Origin of the sequence: Roseicella frigidaeris (assembly GCF_003258945.1) — a bacterium.
Lineage (GTDB): Bacteria > Pseudomonadota > Alphaproteobacteria > Acetobacterales > Acetobacteraceae > Paracraurococcus > Paracraurococcus frigidaeris.
Genome location: NZ_QLIX01000022.1, coordinates 65,551 through 84,683, shown reverse-complemented (window position 1 = coordinate 84,683; position 19,133 = coordinate 65,551). Strand labels below are relative to the sequence as shown.

Genomic DNA, 19,133 nt, shown 5'->3' with positions numbered 1-19,133 from the left:
GACCGCCCTGGCCGGGCCGCGGCCCGGCCAGGGCGGTCAGAAGCGGCAGGTGGGCCAGAATTCGTCAGCACTGGTGGGCCAACATTCATGGACACAGCCACTCCCCTGATCGGGTGAAGATGCTCCGACAACAGGAGCCTGGGGCGCTTCCCATGGACCGGTGTTCAGGGGAAGCGCCCTAGGGCAGGCGCATGAAGTTGGCACTGGCCGAGGCGCGCGACATCAGCGCCTGCATCGCCGGGTCCTCATGCCCGCCCTCGGCCGTCAGCGCCTCCATCGGGCAGAAGAACTCGTGCGGATGCGGCATCTGGTGCCGCACGAAGCCCTCATAATGCCGGCTCTTCAGCCCGAAGACGACGCGGATGTCGCGCACCGGCAGGGTCAGCGGCTCCTGCGGCTCGGTCTTCAGCATGCGGATCAGCCGCCAGCGCGGCGTCGGGTCCGGATGCTGCGCCGCGGAGAGCAGCCAGGGCACCGGGCAGACCGCGAGCAGGGAGCCGGTCGAGGGCGCGAAGCGCGAGCGCTTGTCGAGCAGGTTCTGCAGCGAGGAGCAGGCCTCGATGCAGAGGATGTCGACATAGGGGTCGCTGGCCGAGGGGCTGAAGTGCAGCCACAACCCGTCGGGCAGGGTGCGCAGCCGGTTCGAGCCCGGCAGCTTGAGGAAGGGGTGCGCCGGGCCGGCGGCATCCCCGGGTCGGCCGCGCAGCCAGGTGCCGGGCTGGTTCAGGCTCGGCAGGACGCCCGGCGGGCGCTGAGGCCATTTGCGCAGCTGACGCCGGACCTGGTGGTCGAGTCCTACGTGGCAAACCGCGGCAGGTGCCTCGTTCATCGAGAGTATTCCTGTACGTGTAATGTACCGTGCTCGCAATGCTGTGATCGCGCTCGCCGTCGCGCAAGAGCGTTTTTCAATTGAAATGTAAATTGTGGGACGTGCGTCGCCGAATTCTCATCCAGACGCGATGTATTTTGTATTGTGTCTACATTGTTGAATCGTATTATTACGATCTAGATATTCTACGAAGAAAAGGCCCGCCGGGGTGTCCCGGCGGGCCTGCGATGGTCTGGGTTGCGGAGCGTCCCGCCCGGTCCGGCCAGTCCATTCGACCGGGGTGCGGGTCCAGCGAGCCTGGAGAGGCCGCTGGAGCATCCCGGCTTCAGAGCGTTTCCACCCGATCAGGTGAGTCCACCTGATCGGGATCCGCTCCGGCGCGCGATCGCTCGAGACGGCCTCACCGCAAGGCGCAGATCACGCGATCCAAGATCGGCCAGGAGCAGATCCCGTTCGAGTGGAAACACTCGAACGGGTGACGATGCTCTAGGCGCGGCGGCCGAGCGACACGTAGTCGCGCTGCGTCGCGCCGGTGTAGAGCTGCCGCGGCCGGCCGATGCGCTGCGACGGGTCCTCGATCATCTCCTTCCACTGGCTCACCCAGCCGACGGTGCGGGCCACGGCGAAGAGCACGGTGAACATGCTCGTCGGGATGCCCATCGCCTTCAGGATGATGCCCGAATAGAAGTCCACGTTCGGGTAGAGCTTGCGCTGGATGAAATAGTCGTCGGAGAGGGCGATGCGCTCCATCTCCATCGCCATGTCGAGCAGCGGCTCGTCCTTGATGCCGAGCTCGGCCAGCACCTCGTGGCAGGTCTCCTTCATGATCTTCGCGCGCGGGTCGAAGTTCTTGTAGACCCGGTGGCCGAAACCCATGAGCTTGGTGTGGGAGTTCTTGTCCTTCACCTCGCTGATGAAGTGCGGGATGTTCTCGGGGCTGCCGATCTCGCCCAGCATCTTCAGCACCGCCTCGTTGGCGCCGCCATGCGCCGGGCCCCAGAGCGCGGCGATGCCCGCGGCGACGCAGGCGAAGGGATTGGCGCCGGTCGAGCCGGCGAGCCGCACGGTGGAGGTGGAGGCGTTCTGCTCGTGGTCCGCGTGCAGGACCAGGATGCGGTCCATGGCGCGCGACAGGATCGGGTTCGGCGTCCAGGGCTCGGCCGGGACGGCGTTCAGCATGTAGAGGAAATTCTCCGCGTAGCTGAGGTCGTTCCGCGGATACATGAAGGGCTGGCCGATCGAGTATTTGTAAGCCCAGGCCGCGATGGTCGGGATCTTGGCGATCAGCCGGTAGGCCGCGATCTCGCGCTGGTGCGGATCGTTGATGTCGAGGTTGTCGTGGTAGAAGGCGGCGAGCGCGCCGACCACGCCGCAGATCACCGCCATCGGGTGCGCATCGCGGCGGAAGCCGTCGAAGAAGCGCCGCAGCTGCTCGTGCACCATGGTGTGGTAGGTGACGCCCTTGCGGAACGCCTCGAGCTGCGCCGGGCTCGGCAGCTCGCCATACATCAGCAGGTAGGAGACCTCGATGAAGTCGGACTGCTCGGCGAGCTGCTCGATCGGGTAGCCGCGGTAGAGCAGCACGCCGGCATCGCCATCGATATAGGTGATCTTGCTCTCGCAGCTCGCGGTCGCGCCATAGCCGGGATCGAAGGTGAAGACGCCGAGATCGCCGTAGAGCTTGCGGATATCCACCACGTCCGGGCCGATCGAGCCGGACAGCACGGGCAGGCTCGTGTTGCGATTGGACCCATCAAGCGTGACGGTGACGGTCGGCTTTGCCGCCCCGGTTGCCGAGCTGCTCATGCGTATCAGTCCTTAGGATAGCGGCGCCTCTGGACGGGGCGATCGCGTGGTGCGCCGCAAGATATCGTCGCATGCCGGGGTTTTGGCAACGCATCCCCTGGCCGGCTCAGCCGCCCTCCCAGGAGGGCCCGGCATCCATCAATTCCGCCCAGGCCTCGAGCGCCTGGCTGCGCGCCGCGCCGGAACGGGCGGTGGCGAAGCCCTCCGCCGCGCCCACCGCCCAGGCCGGCACCGCACCGCCGAGCGAGGCGACGAGGCTGCGCGCCACCGCCGTGTCGTTGGCCAGGCCGAGCGCCTCCTGCAGCGCCGCGAGCCGCCGCTGGAAGCGCCGCGTCGCCTTGCCCGGCCAGAGCGGCGCGAAGAGCTCGGTCGGGTAGCGCAGGCGCTTGGCCTCCAGCCGCACCTCGTGCAGCGCCTCGGCCGAGTGGGTCTCGATGTCCTCGCCCTCGGCGCAGAGCTTGTGCCAGCGCTTGTCGAGCAGGGCGGCGGCGAAGTCCGGCAGCTTCTCGTCGAGCCGGGCGAGGCGCTCCGCCTCCTCCGGCGCGTCCGGCTGCGCCGCGCGCCAGGGGCGGCGCAGCAGCAGGCCGAGCCCCTCCAGCACCAGGGTGCGGAAGGCCGGGCCGTCGAGCGCCGCGCGGAGCGCGACATAGGCGGCCTGGCGCCGCGCCTCCGCCGCCTTCAGCAGGCTGGCGATGCGCCGCTCCCCCGGCATCGCCTCGGCGAGCTGGGCGCCGAGGCCGCCGAGGAAGACGTCCCAGTCCCGCGCCGGCCCCAGCCGGTCGGCCAGCGCCTTCAGCCCGGCATCGAAATGCTGCAGCGCCGGCCCGCCGGCGGCCGGGCGGAAGACCTTCAGCACCGAGCGCAGCCGGCGCAGCCCGACCCGCATCTGGTGCACCCCCTCCGGCCCGGCGCCGAGCCGGCAGGCGGGCGCCTGCACCAGCATCACCTCCAGCAGGTGGCCGATGGCGGCGAGCAGGGCCAGCTCCACCGTCGCCGCCCCGGCCAGGTCGGGCGGGCCGCGGCGGCGGGGGCGGGGCGCCTCGCCGCGGGCGAGCGCGCGTCCCTCCTCGGCCAGCGCGGCATGCGGCGGCAGCAGCGGCAGGTCGGCGGCGAGCCGGCCGGCGAGGCCGAGCACCGCGCCCGGCTCGCCCTGCAGCAGCAGCCGCGCCACCGGCCGCTCATCCGCCACCGCCCGCAGCTTGCCGGCGAGCAGCACCGCCTGCACCGGCCCCTCCGGCGTCGCCAGCCGCATCGCGGCGCGGCGGCCGCTGAAGGCGGCGATCGGCACCACATGGCCGGCCGGCGGCGGCGCCGTCTCCAGCAGGGCGGGCGGCGTGCCGGGCACCCAGGGCTGGTCCGGCGCGGGCATCACCCGCAGCACCTGCCGCTGGCCGCGCTGGCTCTCCTCGATGGCGAGCCCCGCCACCGCCAGGGCGCCATCGGCGGTGTCGAGCCAGATGAGATTGGCCGCGGCGCCCCGGGACCGGCCGCCGCGGCTGGCGGCGATGGCGGGGTGGCGGGGCAGGCGGGCCGCGGCCTCGGGGTCGAGCGCGAATTCCAGGGCGAGGGCCGGGCCGGCCGTGGCGGCCTCGGCCTGCGGCTCGGCCTGCACCCCGGGCAGCGCCACGGACGCCGCCTCGTCGAGGCTGATCAGGGGAGGGTCTCCGTCGAATCGGCGGCCAGAAGATCGCGCGGCTGGATGAATCGCACAAGTCGTCCACCGCCCGATTCGAGCTGGCGCCAGGGGCTGGCGATGGTGAACTCGACCAGCGCGCCGGTCGGGTAGCCCTCGGCCAGGCGCTGCAGGCCGGGGCCGCCGCGGCTGATGCCCTGCGCCCCGGCCAGGGCCAGGGCAAGCTCGTGCAGCCCGGGGTTGTGGCCGATGAGCAGCACGCTGCGGACCGTCTCCGGCACCTCCTGCAGCGCCTCCAGCAACCGCCGCCAGGGCGCGAGGTAGAGCGCGTCCATGGGCTCGATCAGCGCCGCATCCTCGAAGGGGGTCAGCGCCTCCAGGGTCTGCAGGGTCCGCCGGGCGGAGGAGACGAGGACGAGGTCGGGTCCGAGCCCCAGCTCCCGCATCGCCTGGGCGATGGCCGCCGCCGCCCGGCGGCCCCGCGCGTTGAGCGGACGGGCATGGTCGGAAAGGGCCGGGTCGTCCCAGGAGGACTTCGCGTGCCGCAGCAGCAGGAGCTGTCGCATCGCCCCGCATGTTGCCACGCCCCGCCTGGCTTGTCCTGCCCCCATCGCGGCCGCGGCCGCCCCCTAGTCATGCGCCCCCTGGCCACGCGCACCTGGTCGCCCGCCCATCCCCGCCTATCTTCCCGGGCGCCTGCCCCTGGTCCTTACCCCCCTGGTCCCTACCCCTGGCCCTCGGCCCCTGCCGGAGTGATCCGCCCGATGTCCTTCGCCCGCCCCCTGCCGCGGCGCGCCCTGCCGGCGCTCGGCCTGCTGCTCGCCGGCCGTGCCCGGGCCATGCCGGGCGAGCTCCGCTTCCGGGTGGTGCGGGAGGGCAGCGCCATCGGCACCCACCGCGTCCTCCTCGCCCAGGCCGGCGGCGAACTGACGGCCCGCACCGAGGTCGACATCACCGTCCGCCTGGTCGGCATCACCGTCTTCCGCTTCAGCCACCGCTTCGAGGAGGTCTGGGCCGGCGACCGGCTGCGCCGTGTCGCCTCCCGCCTCGACCGCAACGGCACGGTGACCGAGATGCGGGCCGAGGCGGCGGCGGATGCCGTCCTCGTCCAGGCCTCCGCCGGCCGCTTCCGCCTGCCGGCCCAGGCGGCGCCGCTCAGCTGGTGGGACAGCCGCCGCTTCGACCGGCCGCTCTTCGACAACGACAGCGGGCAGTTGCTGCGGATCCAGTGGAGCCGCCAGGCGCTGCCCGAGGGCGGCACGCTCTGGCGCGGCACGGGCGACACGGAGTCCGAGGCCCGCTACGCGGCCGACGGCACCTGGATCGGCTGGAAGACCCGCGCCGAGGATGGCAGCACGGTGGTCTACGAACCGCTGGCCTGATCCCGGGCCGGGCTGACCTCGCTGGGCTGACGTCGCCGGGCGGCGATGCCAGGATCGGCCGGCAGCGAAGGAGGGCCGGCATGGCCACCGAGACCGAATGGATGCGGCTGACCGCCGAGGAGCTGCGCGCCCGCGCCGCCGCGGATGCGCTGGTGATCGTGCCGGTCGCCTCGCTCGAGCAGCACGGGCCGCATCTGGCGACCGGCGTCGACATCATCCTCGCCGGCGGCGTCGCCGCCCGCACCGCGGCGCGCATCGCCGCCGCCGGCGCGCCGGTGGTGGTGACGCCCGTCGTCTGGACCGGCCTCGCCGAGCACCACATGGAATTCGGCGGCACGGTGACGCTGGACTACGCCAGCTTCGCCGCGGCGCTCGGCGGCATCGCCCGCTCGGCGGCGCGGCACGGCTTCCGGCGGGTGATGCTGCTGAACGGCCATGGCGGCAATGCCGAGGCGGTGATGGTCGCCGCCTCGGAGTTGTCCATCGCGCTCGGCATCAAGGTCGCGGCCGGCACCTACTGGCACATGGTGCCGGAGGTGATCGCGCCGATCCTCGAGCGGCAATCCGGCCTGATGCATGCCTGCGAGGCGGAGACCAGCATGATGCTGGCGCTGCGCCCCGACAGCGTGCGCCTGGACCGCCTCGCCGAGGCGCATGGGCCGGCCTCGACCCGCGTCGAGGGGCAGCCGCCGGGTCTGGCGCTGCGCCGCTCCTTCCGCGCCATCTCGGAGAGCGGCGTCATCGGCGATGCCCGGGCGGCGAGCGCGGAGAAGGGGGAGCGGCTGCTGGAAGCCATCTCGGCGGCGATCGCCGGGCTGCTGCTGAACCCGAAACTCTGGGCTTAACTCCCCACGAAGCCGCTGCGCGTCTTCGCGGGGGCCCCGGACGCGCCGATCGAGCGGCGTGTCGCACGGCCTGCCGCGGCGAAGCCGCGGCAGGGCAACGGGCAGCGACCGTGGCAATGATCGTCCCGGCTGGCCAGGGGGTGCTTGCCGGCGCGGGATGGGGAGGGGAGCATGCGGGGATGACCGATCCCATGCCCGACCCGCCCATCCTCGCCGGCCATGCCGCCTGGGCCGCCCTGGCCGTGCCGCCGCCCGGCATCGCCTTCGCGCGCGAGGAGGGGCGGCTCGACCCGGCGGAGTTCATCGCCGTGGTGCGCGCCTCCGGCCTCAACCGGCCGGTCGGGGACCCGGCGCGGATGGCGGCGATGCTGGCCGGCGCCACCCTCGTCGTCACGGCGCGCGACGCCGCCGGGCGGCTCGCCGGCGTGGCGCGCTCGATCACCGACTTCGCCTATTGCTGCTACCTCTCCGATCTCTGCGTCGATCCCGCCTGGCAGGGGAAGGGCGTCGGGCGCGGGCTGATCGCCGAGACCAAGCGCATCCTCGGGCCGGGCTGCATGCTGCTGCTGCTCTCGGCGCCCGAGCCCATGCGCTGGTACCCGAAGCTCGGCATGGAGCGGGTGGCGAACGGCTTCATCATCCGCCGCGACGGCTGAGCCGCCTCACCAGCGCAGGTCGATCCAGGAGAGATGCCCGCCCTTGCCGGCGCCGGTGTCGAGGAAGACGGCGCGGCCGCCCGCCTCGCCCTGCTGCACATAGGGCCGGCCATCGGGCGAGCGGACCTCATGGCCGCAATAGACCACCATCCCCGGCGGGATGCGGTCGATCCAGCCATGCAGCCGCTCGGGATAGCCGTCCCATTGCACCCGCCCCGTCACCAGGCCGAACAGCGCGCGCGAGACCACGGGATCGGGCTTCTGCGCCCCGGCCTCCGGCGGCGGCGGCCGGGTCAGCATCGCCGGGTGCCAGGCGGCGTGCACGAAGAACCAGTCGCCGAGGCGCAGCCAGGCCGGCGCCGTGGCGATCTCGGCGACGGCGCGCTGCGACAGCGCCGGCCCGTCCGGCGCGCGGGCGAGCTGCTCCAGCGTCCGGCCCAGCCCCTCCGCGGCGTAGTGCACCCGCTGCCCGAGCAGCGCCCGGCGCAGCTTGTGGTCGTGGTTGCCGAGCAGGAAGCGGCCGCGGCGCGCGTCGAGCAGGCCGAAGACCAGGCGCAGCACCGCCGGGCTGTCCGGCCCGTGATCCGTGAGGTCGCCGAGCTGCAGCAGGAAGAGCCGCTCCGCCTCGGCGCCCGCCACCGCATGGCGGAAGCCGACGGCATCGCCATGCACGTCGCCCACCACCCGCAGCCCGGCGAAGCCGCGCCGCTGCAGGTCGGCCATGGCGCCGGCGGTCACGCGGCCATCCTGGCGCGGGCGGGCCTGATGCTGGCGGGCGGATGCCGATGGCGGGGGAAGGAGTCGGTTCGATCCATGACGAGGATGTAGGGCTGTCCCGGCATTGCGCGATGCGCCGGGCCGGCGGCGGCGACGCAACGTTTCGCGCGCGCGCCGACCGGGACTCGGCACGAGTGGTTGAAACCCGCCACGGACAACTCGGTTCCCAGGCGAACCATTCGGGCCACTCGGCGTTGCCGCGTGGCGCTGGCGACCTGGCCACCCCCGGCAGGTCCGGCGCCGTGAAAGGACAGACCCCCATGCCCCTTCTCCACCGCCGCCTCGTGCTCGGCGCGGCCGGGCTCGGCCTGCTCGGCCGGCTTCCCGCGGCCCGGGCCCAGGCGCGCAACGTCATCGACACCCTGGCCGGCGACAGCCGCTTCAACCGCTTCGTCGAGCTGGTCTCGCGCGCCGGCGCCGTCGACCAGTTCCGCAGCGCCAACCTCATCACCGTCTTCGCGCCGACGGGGGACGCCTTCAACCACGCCTCGGCGGCGCTGATCAACAACCTGCTCGCCCAGGGCAGCGGCGGCGGCGGCGAGCAGGGCGGCGGCGGCACCCTCTCCGGCGCCAGCCCGGACCTGCTGCGGCTACGCTCGCTGATCGCCTATCACGTCATCTCGGGCGTCGCCCTGACCCCGGCCGAGATGGCGGGCGACCACCAGATCAAGACCGTGGCCGGCGGGGTGGTGCGCATCGCCGAGCAGAACGGCGTGATCGCGCTGACCAACCCGGCGCCCGAGCAGCAGTCCAGCACCTTCGGCGCGGGCGGCCTCAATGTCGGCGCGCCGGCGGTGATCGACGGCCCCGGCATCCCGGCCACCAACGGCGTGATCTACCCGATCACCCAGCTCCTGTATCCGTAGCCATGGCGATGGCGGCCGGCCGGGGGCGGGCGGGGCCGGCCGGCATGCTGTAGAGCCGGTCGCGGCCGAGCAGGAAGAGCCGCGCCCCGCGCGGGAACAGGCCGGCGATGGCGGGATCGCCGGCATCGAGCCCGCCCGCATAGGCGCCGAAGGCCGGCAGCACGACGCGCCAGGCATCGGCGACGAAGCAGGGGCGGGTGACGCCGCCGCAGCGCGTCGGCATGGTGGCCTTGGGATGGAAATGCCCGGAGATCTCGGCCGGGGCGAGCGGGCCGCGGCGCGCCTCGTGGCGGAAGGTCAGCCGCCCCTCGCGGTGTTCCTCGACCGCCTGCCCGGGCAGGCCCGCGGGCGGCACCGGGTCGTGGTTGCCAAGCACCCAGAGCATCTCGATCCCGGCCAGCAGCCGGTGCAGCAGCGCCGCATCCTCGGCCGCCATGCGGCCGGCGCCCCCGGCATCGTGGAAGCTGTCGCCGAGGGCGATCAGCCGCTGCGGCCGCCAGCGGCGCAGCGCGCCCTGCAGGCGCGCGAGCGTCTCCCGCGTGTCGTAGGGCGGCAGGAAGCGGCCGGCGCGGGCGAAGGCGCTGCCCTTCTCCAGGTGCAGGTCGCCGACGACCAGGGTCTGCCGCGCCGGCCAGGCGAGCAGCCCGGCCGGGTCGAGCATCAGCCGCTCGCCGGCGATGTGCAGGGGGGCCGGGGTCATGCCGGGCGCCGCGCCGTCGCGCGGCCCGGCTGCGCCGCATGGGCAGCGGCGCCCGTCCGGGCGGCCGGCCCGGCGGGCCGCGGGCCGGCGTTGCGTGCCTTCGGCATCATGCGCCGTTCAGGCTCTTCGGCGCGCTGCGGATGAAGCGGGCGCGGCGCGGCCGCTGCTCCTTGCCGCGATGCCGCGGCGTGTCCACCACGCCGGCGCGCACCCGCACGCCCTCCGTCACCTCGGCGAGCGTCTCGGCGAAGATCTCCTCGCCGCCCGTCACCTCCTCGACCAGCGACGCCGCCTCGGCGAGCAGCGCATCCTCGGCGCCGCCGGCGACCCATTCGCGCCCCTCCTCGATCAGCGCCGGCACGGCGAGGGGCGAGACGCGGTCGAGCCGCATGTGGCGGATCCGCCCGCGGGCGCGGGCCAGCACTAGGCCGATGCGGGCGACATCGGTGAGGCCGCCCGCCGCCTCCTGCCGCGTGGCGCGGAGCAGGATGTGGTCGGGCTCGTGCTTGCGCAGCACGTCGTAGATCAGGTCGGCATTCATGGTCATCTGGCGGGGGCGCTTCTCATGTCCCGGATGGTGCTTCTCGATCAGGCCGGCGATGGTGGCGATGTTGCGGAAGGTGCGGCGGAGCATGGAGCTCTCGGCCATCCATTCCTCGAGGTCCTCGCCGAGCAGGTCCTCCTCGAACAGCGCCTCGATGCCGGTCGGCTCGAAGGCGCTCCAGGTGGCGAGGACGTAGTCGGTGGCGAGGTAGCCGAGCGGCGCATGGCCGGCGCGCTCCATGCGCCTCGTCACCAGCATCCCCAATGTCTGGTGCGCCAGCCGCCCCTCGAAGCAGTAGGCGACCATGAACCAGCGGCCGCCGCGCGGGAAGGTCTCGACCAGCAGCCCGTCCTTCTCCGGCAGGGCGGAGCGGCGGCGCTGCAGCCGCAGCCAGTCCTGCACCGGCGCCGGCAGCAGGCGCCACTTGCGCGGCTCGTGCAGGATCTCGCGCACCCGCGCCGCCAGCCAGGTGGAGAGCGGCAGCCGGGCGCCGGCATAGGTCGGCACGCGCGGGTCGCCCTCGCCGCCGCGGGAGACGATGGCGGTCATCGCGTCCAGCGCCTCGAAGCGCAGGGTCTGGCCGGCGAACATGAAGCTGTCGCCCGGGAGCAGGGTGGAGACGAACCACTCCTCCACCTCGCCCAGCACGGGACCGCCGCGCAGCCGCACCTTCAGCATCGGGCTCTCGACGATGGTGCCGAGATTCATCCGCAGCTGCCGCGCCACGTGCTGGTCGCGCACATGCACGAAGCCCTCGGCATCCTGGAACAGCTTGCGGAAGCGGTCATAGGCGCGGAGCGCGTAGCCGCCATCGGCGACGAAGCGCAGCACGTCGTCGAAGTCGCGGCGGGAGAGGGCCGCGTAGGGGGCGGCGAGCGTCACCTCGGCATAGAGGTCGTCGGGCCGGAAGGGGGCGTGGCAGGCCATGGCGAGGACGTGCTGCGCCAGCACGTCGAGCCCGCCCGGCCGTGGCGGGTCGCCGTCCAGCTCCTCGTGCCGCACCGCCTCCAGCGCCGCGGTGCACTCCACCACCTCGAAGCGGTTGGCCGGCACCAGCAGGGCGCGGGAGGGCTCGTCCATGCGGTGGTTGGCGCGGCCGACCCGCTGCAGCAGCCGCGCCACGCCCTTCGGCGCGCCGACCTGGATCACCTGGTCGACATCGCCCCAGTCGATGCCGAGATCGAGCGAGGCGGTGGCGACCACGGCGCGCAGCTTGCCCGCCGCCATCGCCGCCTCGACCTTGCGGCGCTGCTCGACGGTGAGGCTGCCATGGTGCAGGGCGATCGGCAGCACCGCGTCGTTCAGCCGCCACAGCGCCTGGAAGACCAGCTCGGACTGGGCGCGGGTGTTGACGAAGACGATGGTGACGCGGGCCGCCTCGATGCGGCGGTAGATCTCGGGCGCCGAGGCGAGGCCCATATGCCCGCCCCAGGGCAGGTGCCCCTCGGGCAGCATGATGGAGAGCGCCGGCGGCGCGCCGCCCCGCACCTGGATCAGCCGCACCGCCTCCGGCCGGCCGGAGGGGGAGAGGAAGGCGCGCAGCGGCTCGGGATGCGCGACCGTCGCCGAGAGGCCGACCCGCCGCGCCGCCGGCGCCAGGCTGGCGAGGCGGGCGAGGGCCAGCGCGAGCTGGTCGCCGCGCTTGCTGCCGGCCAGGGCGTGGATCTCGTCCACCACCACGGCGCCGAGGCCGGCGAAGAAGGCGCCCGCCTCGGGCTGGGAGAGCAGCAGCAGCAGGCTCTCCGGCGTGGTCAGCAGGATCTCCGGCGGGTCCGCCTTCTGCCGGGTGCGGCGGTTCTGCGGCGTGTCGCCGGTGCGGGTCTCGATGCGGATCGGCAGGTCGAGCGCCTCGACCGGAGCGAGGAGGTTGCGGGCGATGTCGACGGCGAGCGCCTTCAGCGGCGAGACATAGAGGGTGTGCAGGGCGCCCGGCCCTGTCCGGCGCGGCCGGTCGGCCAGCGCGATCAGGCTGGGGAGGAAGCCGGCGAGGGTCTTGCCGCCGCCGGTCGGGGCGATGAGCAGGGCGCTCTCGCCCCGACCGGCGGCGCGGCAGAGGGCCAGCTGGTGCGGCCGCGGCACCCAGCCGCGGGCGGCGAACCAGCCGGCGAAAGGTTCCGGTAATGTTCGCATTCAGGGCCACTATGACGGCCCGGACCGCAACGGTGAAGCGCCGTCGCGACCTTGCCCGGCGCGAGCCGGACCAAGGTCCGTTCGCCCCGGTCCGCGGAGCATGGGCCAGCGCGGGCGATCAGGGGCTAGGCCGGGAGCGGCCCGGCCTCCATCGCCGCCTCCAGCCGCAGGTTCTCCCGGTCGCGGTCCACCGTCGCCACCGCTAGCACCCGGCCGCCGGCGCGGTAGCGCAGCACGGCGCGCGGCCTGGCGAGGTCGCCCTCCACCGCAATGTCGTCCCAGCGCTCGGCATGGCCGAGATAGTCGATGTTCAGGTCGTGGTAGTGCCGGCTCCAGAAGAAGGGCACGGCATCGAAGGGCGCGCCGCGGCCGAGCATGGCGAGCGCCGCCGCCTGGCCCATGCGCTCGGCGACCACCCAGTGCTCGACCCGGATGCGGCCGCCGCCATGCGGGTCCGGCCAGCGCGCCACGTCGCCGGCGGCGAAGATGCCGGGGATGCTGGTCTCCAGCATCGCATCGACCAGGATGCCGTTCTCGACCGCGATCCCGGCCGCCTCGGCGAGCGCCGTGCGCGGCCTGACGCCGGTGCCGAGCAGGACGAGGTCGGCCGCGATCTCGTCGCCCGACTTCAGCCGCACCCGGTCCGGCGCCACCGTGGCCACCTCCTCGCCGAGGCGGAACCGCACCCCCTGGGCCTCATGCACCTGCCGCACCACCCCGGCGAGCCCGGGGCCCAGCACCCGCTCCAGCGGGCGCGGCTGCGGCGCCACCACCGTCACCGCCAGGCCGCGCTGGCGCAGCGCCGCCGCCACCTCGAGGCCGATGAAGCCGGCGCCGACCAGCACCGCGCTGCGCGCCCCTTCCGCCTGGGCGATCAGCCCGCGGCAATCTGCCCAGGAGCGCAGCACCAGCACCGCCGGGTCCTCGGCGCCGGGGATGGGCGGCCGCACCGGCTCGGCGCCGGTGGCGATCAGCAGCCGGTCGAAGGGGAGGGCGGCGCCGTCGGCGAGCCGCACCGCCCGCCCGGCCGGGTCGATGCGGTCCACGCGGGTGGCGAGGCGGAGGTCGATGCCTTGCTCCCCGTACCACCCCGCCGGGCGCAGCGGCATCCAGCCCTCCTCCGCCTCGCCGGCGAGGTAGTCCTTCGACAGGTTGGGTCGGTCATAGGGGGCGTCGGCATCCTCGCTCAGCAGGGTGAGGCTGCCCTCGTAGCCCTCCCGCCGCAGCCGCTCGGCGGCGGCGAAGCCGGCCGCGCCGCCGCCGAGGACGAGGATGCGCGACGGCGCGTCGGGCGCCGGCGGCAGGCGGCGCGGCGCCGGGGCGGGCCGCTTGCCGCCCACCCGGATGCGGTCCCCCTCGCGCCGCACCTCCCAGCGCTCGAGCGGGTCGAAGGCCGGCGCCCGCTCGGCCTCGCCGCTGCGCAGGGAGAAACAGGCATGATGCCAGGGGCAGCGCACCGTCTCGCCGACCAGGATCCCGGTCGCCAGCGGCGCGCCGTAATGGGTGCAATGGGCGCCGAGGGCGAAGACCTCCTCGCCGCGGCGGGCGAGCAGCACCGCGGCCTCGCCGACATGCCCGGCCAGCAGGCCGCCATCCTCGAGGGCGGCGAGCGGCACGCCCGCCGCCAGGTCCGGACCCTGCTTCGCCTCGCTCATGCCCGCATCCCCTCGCCAGGCCGGTTGCAGGGGAGGGACGTGCGCAGGGGGCGGGCGGCGGCAGCGGGTCGGATCAAAAGCCCGTGCCGGCGGGGCCGGACCGGGCCCGCGGGGCGTCAGCGGCAGGCGAAATGCAGCACCGCGGTGACGCCCTGGCTGCCGTCGATCCGCAGCGTGGCATGCGCCTGCCGCGCCAGCCGCGGCATCAGGTGCAGGCCGAGGCAGCCGCGCGGCGTGTTCCGCGGCAGGGTCTGGTCGAGGCCGATCCCGTCATCGGCGACCACGACCTCGCCGAGGCCGGCGCCGGGGCGGCGCAGCGACAGGCTGATCCGCCCCGGCCGGCCGCCCGGGAAGGCGTGGCGGGCGGCGTTCACCACCAGCTCGTTGACGATGAGGGCGATGGGCGTCGCCTGGGCGACCGGCAGGGTCAGCGAGTCCTCGAGGGCCAGGACGAGCTCGATGCCCGGCCGGCCGGCGACCTCGAGCGCGGTGCGCGCCGTGGTCGCCAGCTCGGTCCCGAGCTCGACGCCGCCATCGGGCGGCACGCGGAACATCCGGTCCTGCACCAGGGTGGCCAGCATCACCCGCATCGCCGCCGCGCGCAGCGCCGCCGCGACGGTCGGGTCGCTCGCCCGGTTCGCCTGCAGGCTGAGGAAGGAGGTGGTGGCCTGGGCGTTGTTCTTCACCCGGTGGTGCAGCTCGGAGAGCAGCTCCTCGCGCTCCTCCAGCGCCCGCTGGTGGTCCTCCAGCGCCTGCCTGGCCTCGGTGCAGTCGATGCAGCTGCCGAGATAGCCGGCGAACCGCCCCTCGACGCAGAAGGGCCGGCCCTTGCCCAGCAGCCAGCGCCAGGCGCCGTCGTGCCGGCGCAGGCGGAAATCGATGGTGAACTCGCGCCGCGCCTCGAAGGCCTCGTCGAAGGCGCGCTGGCAGCGGGCGACGTCCTCCGGATGCACCGCCGCCCGCCAGCCGTCGCCGAGCTCCTGCTGCAGCGGGCGGCCGGTGAAGTCGAGCCAGGGCTGGTTGAAGTAGTCGCAGCCGCGGTTGGCATCGGTCCGCCAGATCATGACCGGGGCGGAATCGGCGAGGGCGCGGAACTGCGCCTCCCCGCCCGGCCCCGCGGCTTGTCCCCTATCCTGCGCCTCTCCCGCCATACGGCGTCATTCCCCCGTGCCGTGCCGTTGCGAGGCCGGGATCGATTGACGCGCGACGCGCCATGCGGTTCCGGCCCAAAGGCGACCGCGCCTTGTCCTGCGGCCTGAGGGACACAGTTTGTATCGGCGTCCCGCCCTGCCCTGCCAGGGGGTTGGGATGCGCTGCCAAGGGACCCCCGACGTCACATGCCTCCCCATCCAGAGACCTGGCTGCGCGTGACCCCGCTCGGGCTGCATTGCGAGCCGGGGGGATTCACCATCGACCCGGTCCGCCCGGTGGATCGCGCGGTGATCACCCATGGCCATGCCGACCATGCCCGCCCCGGCCATGGCGCGGTGCTGGCGACGCCGGAGACCCTCGCGATCATGCGGGCCCGCATGGGCGAGGCCGGGGCCGGGGCGGTGCAGCAGCCGATCCTGCCCGGCGAGGTGCTGCGGCAGGGCGGCGTCGAGATCCGCCTGCTGCCGGCCGGGCATGTGCTCGGCTCGGCCCAGGTGGTGCTCGACTGGCAGGGCAGCCGGGTGGTGGTCTCGGGCGACTACAAGCGGCAGCGCGACCCGACCTGCGCCCCCTTCGAGGTGGTGCCCGGGCGCGGGGGCGGCCTCGGAGGCTGCGACGTCTTCGTCACCGAGGCGACCTTCGCCCTGCCGGTCTTCCGCCACCCGCCGCCCGAGGCGGAGGTGGCGAAGCTGCTGAAGAGCCTCGCCCTCTTCCCCGAGCGGACGCATGTCGTCGGCTGCTACGCCCTCGGCAAGTGCCAGCGGCTGATCCGGCTGCTGCGCGAGGCCGGGTGGGAGGCGCCGATCCACCTGCACGGCGCGCTGGCGCCGCTCTGCCGGCTCTACGAGGCGCTCGGCGTGCCGCTCGGCCCGCTGGCGCCGGCGACCGTCGCGGCCAAGGCGGCGCTGCGCGGGGCCATCGTGCTGGCGCCGCCCTCGGCGATCCAGGACCGCTGGGCGCGGCGGCTGGCCGAGCCGGTGGTCGGGCTGGCGAGCGGCTGGATGCGGGTGCGCCAGCGCGCCCGGACGCGCGGCGTCGAGCTGCCGCTGGTGATCTCGGACCATGCGGACTGGGACGACCTCAACCGCACGATCGACGAGGTGGGCGCGCCGGAGGTCTGGGTGACGCATGGCCGCGACGACGCCCTGGTGCATGCGCTGGCGCTGCGCGGCATCCGCGGCCGGGCGCTGCACCTGATCGGCCTCGGCGAGGAGGAGGACGACCCGCCGCCCGGTGCGGACCAGGGCGACGACGCTGCCGCCACCGCCGCGGGGCACGAGGCTGGCGACGACGTTGCGAACCGCGGCGAAGCCACCACCGCCGCGGCGCACGGGGTTGGCGGGGCGGCCGTGCGCCGCGGCGGAACAGAGCATGCGGCCGTGCGCCGCGGCGAAAACGAGCACGCGGCCGCGAACCGCGGCGAAGCCGCCACCGCCGCGGTTCGCGGGGTTGGCGGGGCGGCCGCGAACCGCGGCGAAAACATATGAGCGTGCCGGATTTCGCCGCGCTGCTGGAGCGGCTGGTCTTCACCCCCGGGCGGCTCGCCAAGCTCGCCCTGCTGCGGGACTGGTTCGCGCACCAGCCCGACCCGGACCGCGGCATCGGCCTCGCCGCGCTGACCGAGGAGCTGGTCTTCACCGCCGCCAAGCCGGGGCTGATCCGCGACCTCGCCATGGCCCGCACCGATCCGGTGCTCTTCGCCCTCAGCCACGACTATGTCGGCGACCTGGCCGAGACGGTGGCGCTGATCTGGCCCGTCCGGGCCGGGGTGAACGCGCCGCCGCCCTCGCTGGCCGAGGTGGTGGAGGCGCTGGAGCTGACGCCGAAGGCGGAGCTGCCGGGGCTGATCGCCGGCTGGCTGGATGCGCTGGATGCCAGCGGCCGGCTGGCGCTGATCAAGCTCATCACCGGCGGGCTCCGGGTCGGCGTCTCCGGCCGGCTGGCGCGGATCGCGCTCGCCGACTGGTCTGGCCAGCCGGTCGAGGCGATCGAGGAGGTCTGGCACGGCGTGGCGCCGCCCTACCTGCCGCTCTTCGCCTGGCTGGAGGGGCGGGCGGCGCGGCCGGACCCGCGCGACGTGCCGGTCTTCCGGCCGCTGATGCTGGCGCATCCGCTGGAGGAGGCGGATGTGGCGGCGCTCGATCCGGCGGCCTGGCGGGCCGAGTGGAAATGGGACGGCATCCGGGTGCAGCTCGTCGCCGGCCCGGGCGGGCGGCGGATCTGGAGCCGCGGCGGCGAGGACATCTCCGGCGCCTTCCCCGAGATCCTCGCGGCGATGGACTTCCACGCCGTGCTGGATGGCGAGCTGCTGGTGATGCGCGATGGTTTCATCGCGCCCTTCGCCGAGCTGCAGCAGCGGCTGAACCGCAAGGCGGTGACGGCGCGGATGCTGCAGGACCATCCCGTCGGCGTCCGGCTCTACGACCTGCTGCTCGAGGGCGAGGAGGATCTGCGGCCGCTACCCTTCGACGCCCGCCGGGCGCGGCTGGAGGCTTGGGTGGCGCGCGTCGCGCCGGCGCGGATGGACCTCTCGGCGCAGATCGCCTTCGCCTCGGTCGCGCAGCTCGGCGAGATCCGCGACGGCGCCCGCGCCGCCTCGATCGAGGGGCTGATGCTGAAGCGCGCCGACAGCCCCTATGTCGCCGGCCGGGTGAAGGGGCTGTGGTGGAAGTGGAAGCGCGACCCGCTCTCGATCGACGCGGTGCTGATGTACGCCCAGCGCGGCCATGGCAAGCGCAGCAGCTTCTATTCCGACTACACCTTCGGCCTCTGGCGGCCGGACGGGGCGGGGGGCGAGGAGCTGGTCCCCGTGGGGAAGGCCTATTCCGGCTATACCGACGAGGAGCTCGGCTGGCTCGACCGCTGGATCCGCAACCACACCACCGGCCGCTTCGGCCCGGTGCGGGAGGTGGAGAAGGCGCTGGTGCTGGAGGTGATCTTCGACGCGGCGCAGCGCAGCAGCCGGCACAAATCGGGCGTCGCGCTGCGCTTCCCGCGCATCGCCCGCATCCGCACCGACAAGCCCGCCGCCGAGGCCGACCGGCTGGAGACGCTGATGGCGCATGTCGCCGCGGCCGGCGCGCTGGCGGAGGAGGGCTGAGGGCGGCGCCGGGAGTGGCGCAGAGCCCCGGCCGCCCTCCATCCCCGGCCGGCTTGACCGGCTGGGGGGCGCATGCTGCGCTCGCCGCCGCCAAGATCGGGGGAAAACGCCATGCCACTCGCACCCAGCCGCGTGAAGCAGCGCCTGGCGAAGGACGAGCTCGCGCTCGGCTTCGGCGTGCACCACCTGCGCACCGCCGGCACCGGGATGATCGCCGCCGCGGCCGGCTATGACTGGCTGTTCATCGACATGGAGCACGGCGCGATGAGCGTGCACGAGGCGACGCAGATCGCCATCGCGGCGCTGAACCAGGGCGTGACGCCGATCGTGCGCTGCTGCAAGGACGCGCTCTTCGAGGGCACGCGGGCGCTCGACAACGGCGCCATGGGCGTGGTCGTGCCGCATGTCGACACCGCCGAGGAGGCGCGGGCGGTGGCCGCCGCCTATCGCTTCCCGCCCATCGGCACGCGGAGCTGGGGCGGCCCGCCCTTCGCCTACAACATGCTGCCGCCCTCGAATGCCGAGGCGCAGGCGGAGCTGAACCAGGCGATCCTGGTGACGGTGATGATCGAGACGCCCGAGGCGGTGGAGGCGGCGGAGGCCATCGCCGCGGTGCCCGGGATCGACGCGCTGATGATCGGCACCAGCGACCTGACGGCCAGCATGGGCATCAGCGGCCAGATCGGCCATGCCCGCGTCAAATCGGCCTATGAGACGGTGGCGGCGGCCTGCAAGCGGCACGGCAAGAGCCTCGGCATGGGCGGCGTCTACGACGAGGTGCATGCCAGGACCTATATCGGCCTCGGCGCGCGGTTGCTGCTCTCGGGCAACGACCAGAGCTTCCTGATGGCCGGCGCGACCTCGCGGGCGAAATTCCTGCGCGGGTTGCAGCCCGAGGGGTAGCAGTTCTCCCCACGGCATCGCGGGGCGGGCAGGTCCCCCGGGCCCGGGCGCCTCCGCGGCAACGGGGCGTGCCGCATCGGCGTCCTTGCGCCGGGCGCGGCCGGGCGCCACGATCCGCCCTGGTCCCGGCTCGACCCGGGCCGGGAGAAGAAGCG

General features: G+C 74.1%; 15 protein-coding genes and 1 pseudogene. 7 read left to right on the top strand and 9 right to left on the bottom strand.

Translation table 11 applies throughout. The features are described from left to right. Positions 1–178: 178 nt before the first annotated feature. From DOO78_RS21300 to DOO78_RS21285, 4 genes are all read right to left on the bottom strand, one after another. Positions 179–829, bottom strand: a complete 651-nt coding sequence (locus DOO78_RS21300; protein ID WP_111471894.1) for a hypothetical protein — start codon at positions 827–829, stop codon at positions 179–181. 486 nt (positions 830–1,315) lie between these two features. After that, on the bottom strand, positions 1,316–2,635 hold the full coding sequence (gene gltA, locus DOO78_RS21295; protein ID WP_111471893.1) for a citrate synthase: 1,320 nt from the start codon (positions 2,633–2,635) through the stop codon (positions 1,316–1,318). 106 nt (positions 2,636–2,741) lie between these two features. Further along, complete coding sequence (locus tag DOO78_RS21290; RefSeq protein WP_111471892.1) at positions 2,742–4,262, bottom strand: CYTH and CHAD domain-containing protein; 1,521 nt, start codon at positions 4,260–4,262, stop codon at positions 2,742–2,744. A 23-nt stretch (positions 4,263–4,285) separates the two neighbouring features. Further along, on the bottom strand, positions 4,286–4,834 hold the full coding sequence (locus DOO78_RS21285; protein ID WP_111471891.1) for a SixA phosphatase family protein: 549 nt from the start codon (positions 4,832–4,834) through the stop codon (positions 4,286–4,288). 198 nt (positions 4,835–5,032) lie between these two features. Here DOO78_RS21285 and DOO78_RS21280 point away from each other — a divergent pair, with 198 nt between their 5' ends. From DOO78_RS21280 to DOO78_RS21270, 3 genes are all read left to right on the top strand, one after another. Continuing rightward, positions 5,033–5,650: a DUF6134 family protein gene (locus DOO78_RS21280; protein WP_111471890.1), complete on the top strand. Its 618-nt coding sequence runs from the start codon at positions 5,033–5,035 to the stop codon at positions 5,648–5,650. Positions 5,651–5,730: 80 nt separating this feature from the next. Continuing rightward, a complete protein-coding gene (locus tag DOO78_RS21275) occupies positions 5,731–6,495 on the top strand; it encodes a creatininase family protein (protein WP_111471889.1) in 765 nt (254 codons plus the stop codon). Positions 6,496–6,686: 191 nt separating this feature from the next. Continuing rightward, the gene (locus tag DOO78_RS21270) at positions 6,687–7,151 is read left to right on the top strand and encodes a GNAT family N-acetyltransferase (RefSeq protein ID WP_111471902.1); all 465 of its coding nucleotides are present in this window, start codon (positions 6,687–6,689) and stop codon (positions 7,149–7,151) included. Between the two features lie 6 nt (positions 7,152–7,157). On the opposite strand, the gene DOO78_RS21265 is transcribed toward DOO78_RS21270, so the two are convergent. After that, positions 7,158–7,889 (bottom strand): metallophosphoesterase, encoded by a 732-nt coding sequence (locus DOO78_RS21265; protein WP_243634703.1) that lies wholly within the window; start codon positions 7,887–7,889, stop codon positions 7,158–7,160. 299 nt (positions 7,890–8,188) lie between these two features. On the opposite strand from DOO78_RS21265, the gene DOO78_RS21260 reads away from it, so the two are divergent. Further along, on the top strand, positions 8,189–8,794 hold the full coding sequence (locus tag DOO78_RS21260; protein WP_165839016.1) for a fasciclin domain-containing protein: 606 nt from the start codon (positions 8,189–8,191) through the stop codon (positions 8,792–8,794). Here DOO78_RS21260 and pdeM read toward each other — a convergent pair. The 4 genes from pdeM to DOO78_RS21240 form a co-directional block, all read right to left on the bottom strand. Continuing rightward, positions 8,772–9,494, bottom strand: coding sequence for a ligase-associated DNA damage response endonuclease PdeM (pdeM, locus tag DOO78_RS21255; protein WP_111471887.1), 723 nt, complete (start codon positions 9,492–9,494; stop codon positions 8,772–8,774). The genes DOO78_RS21260 and pdeM overlap by 23 nt on opposite strands. 106 nt (positions 9,495–9,600) lie before the next feature. Beyond that, a complete protein-coding gene (locus DOO78_RS21250) occupies positions 9,601–12,168 on the bottom strand; it encodes a ligase-associated DNA damage response DEXH box helicase (protein ID WP_111471886.1) in 2,568 nt (855 codons plus the stop codon). 125 nt (positions 12,169–12,293) lie between these two features. After that, positions 12,294–13,823, bottom strand: a complete 1,530-nt coding sequence (locus DOO78_RS21245; RefSeq protein WP_111471885.1) for an FAD-dependent oxidoreductase — start codon at positions 13,821–13,823, stop codon at positions 12,294–12,296. 116 nt (positions 13,824–13,939) lie between these two features. Further along, entirely contained in the window at positions 13,940–14,974 is a 1,035-nt protein-coding gene (locus DOO78_RS21240) for a sensor histidine kinase (protein ID WP_111471884.1), read from the bottom strand. A gap of 186 nt (positions 14,975–15,160) precedes the next feature. Between DOO78_RS21240 and DOO78_RS21235 the strand changes: the two are divergent. The 3 genes and pseudogenes from DOO78_RS21235 to DOO78_RS21225 form a co-directional block, all read left to right on the top strand. Continuing rightward, positions 15,161–16,195, top strand: a pseudogene (locus DOO78_RS21235) (ligase-associated DNA damage response exonuclease); the annotation flags it as partial. Between the two features lie 263 nt (positions 16,196–16,458). Then, positions 16,459–18,075 (top strand): cisplatin damage response ATP-dependent DNA ligase, encoded by a 1,617-nt coding sequence (locus DOO78_RS21230; protein ID WP_207802999.1) that lies wholly within the window; start codon positions 16,459–16,461, stop codon positions 18,073–18,075. Between the two features lie 111 nt (positions 18,076–18,186). Beyond that, the gene (locus tag DOO78_RS21225) at positions 18,187–18,978 is read left to right on the top strand and encodes an HpcH/HpaI aldolase family protein (protein ID WP_111471882.1); all 792 of its coding nucleotides are present in this window, start codon (positions 18,187–18,189) and stop codon (positions 18,976–18,978) included. The last annotated feature ends 155 nt before the right edge of the window (positions 18,979–19,133 follow it).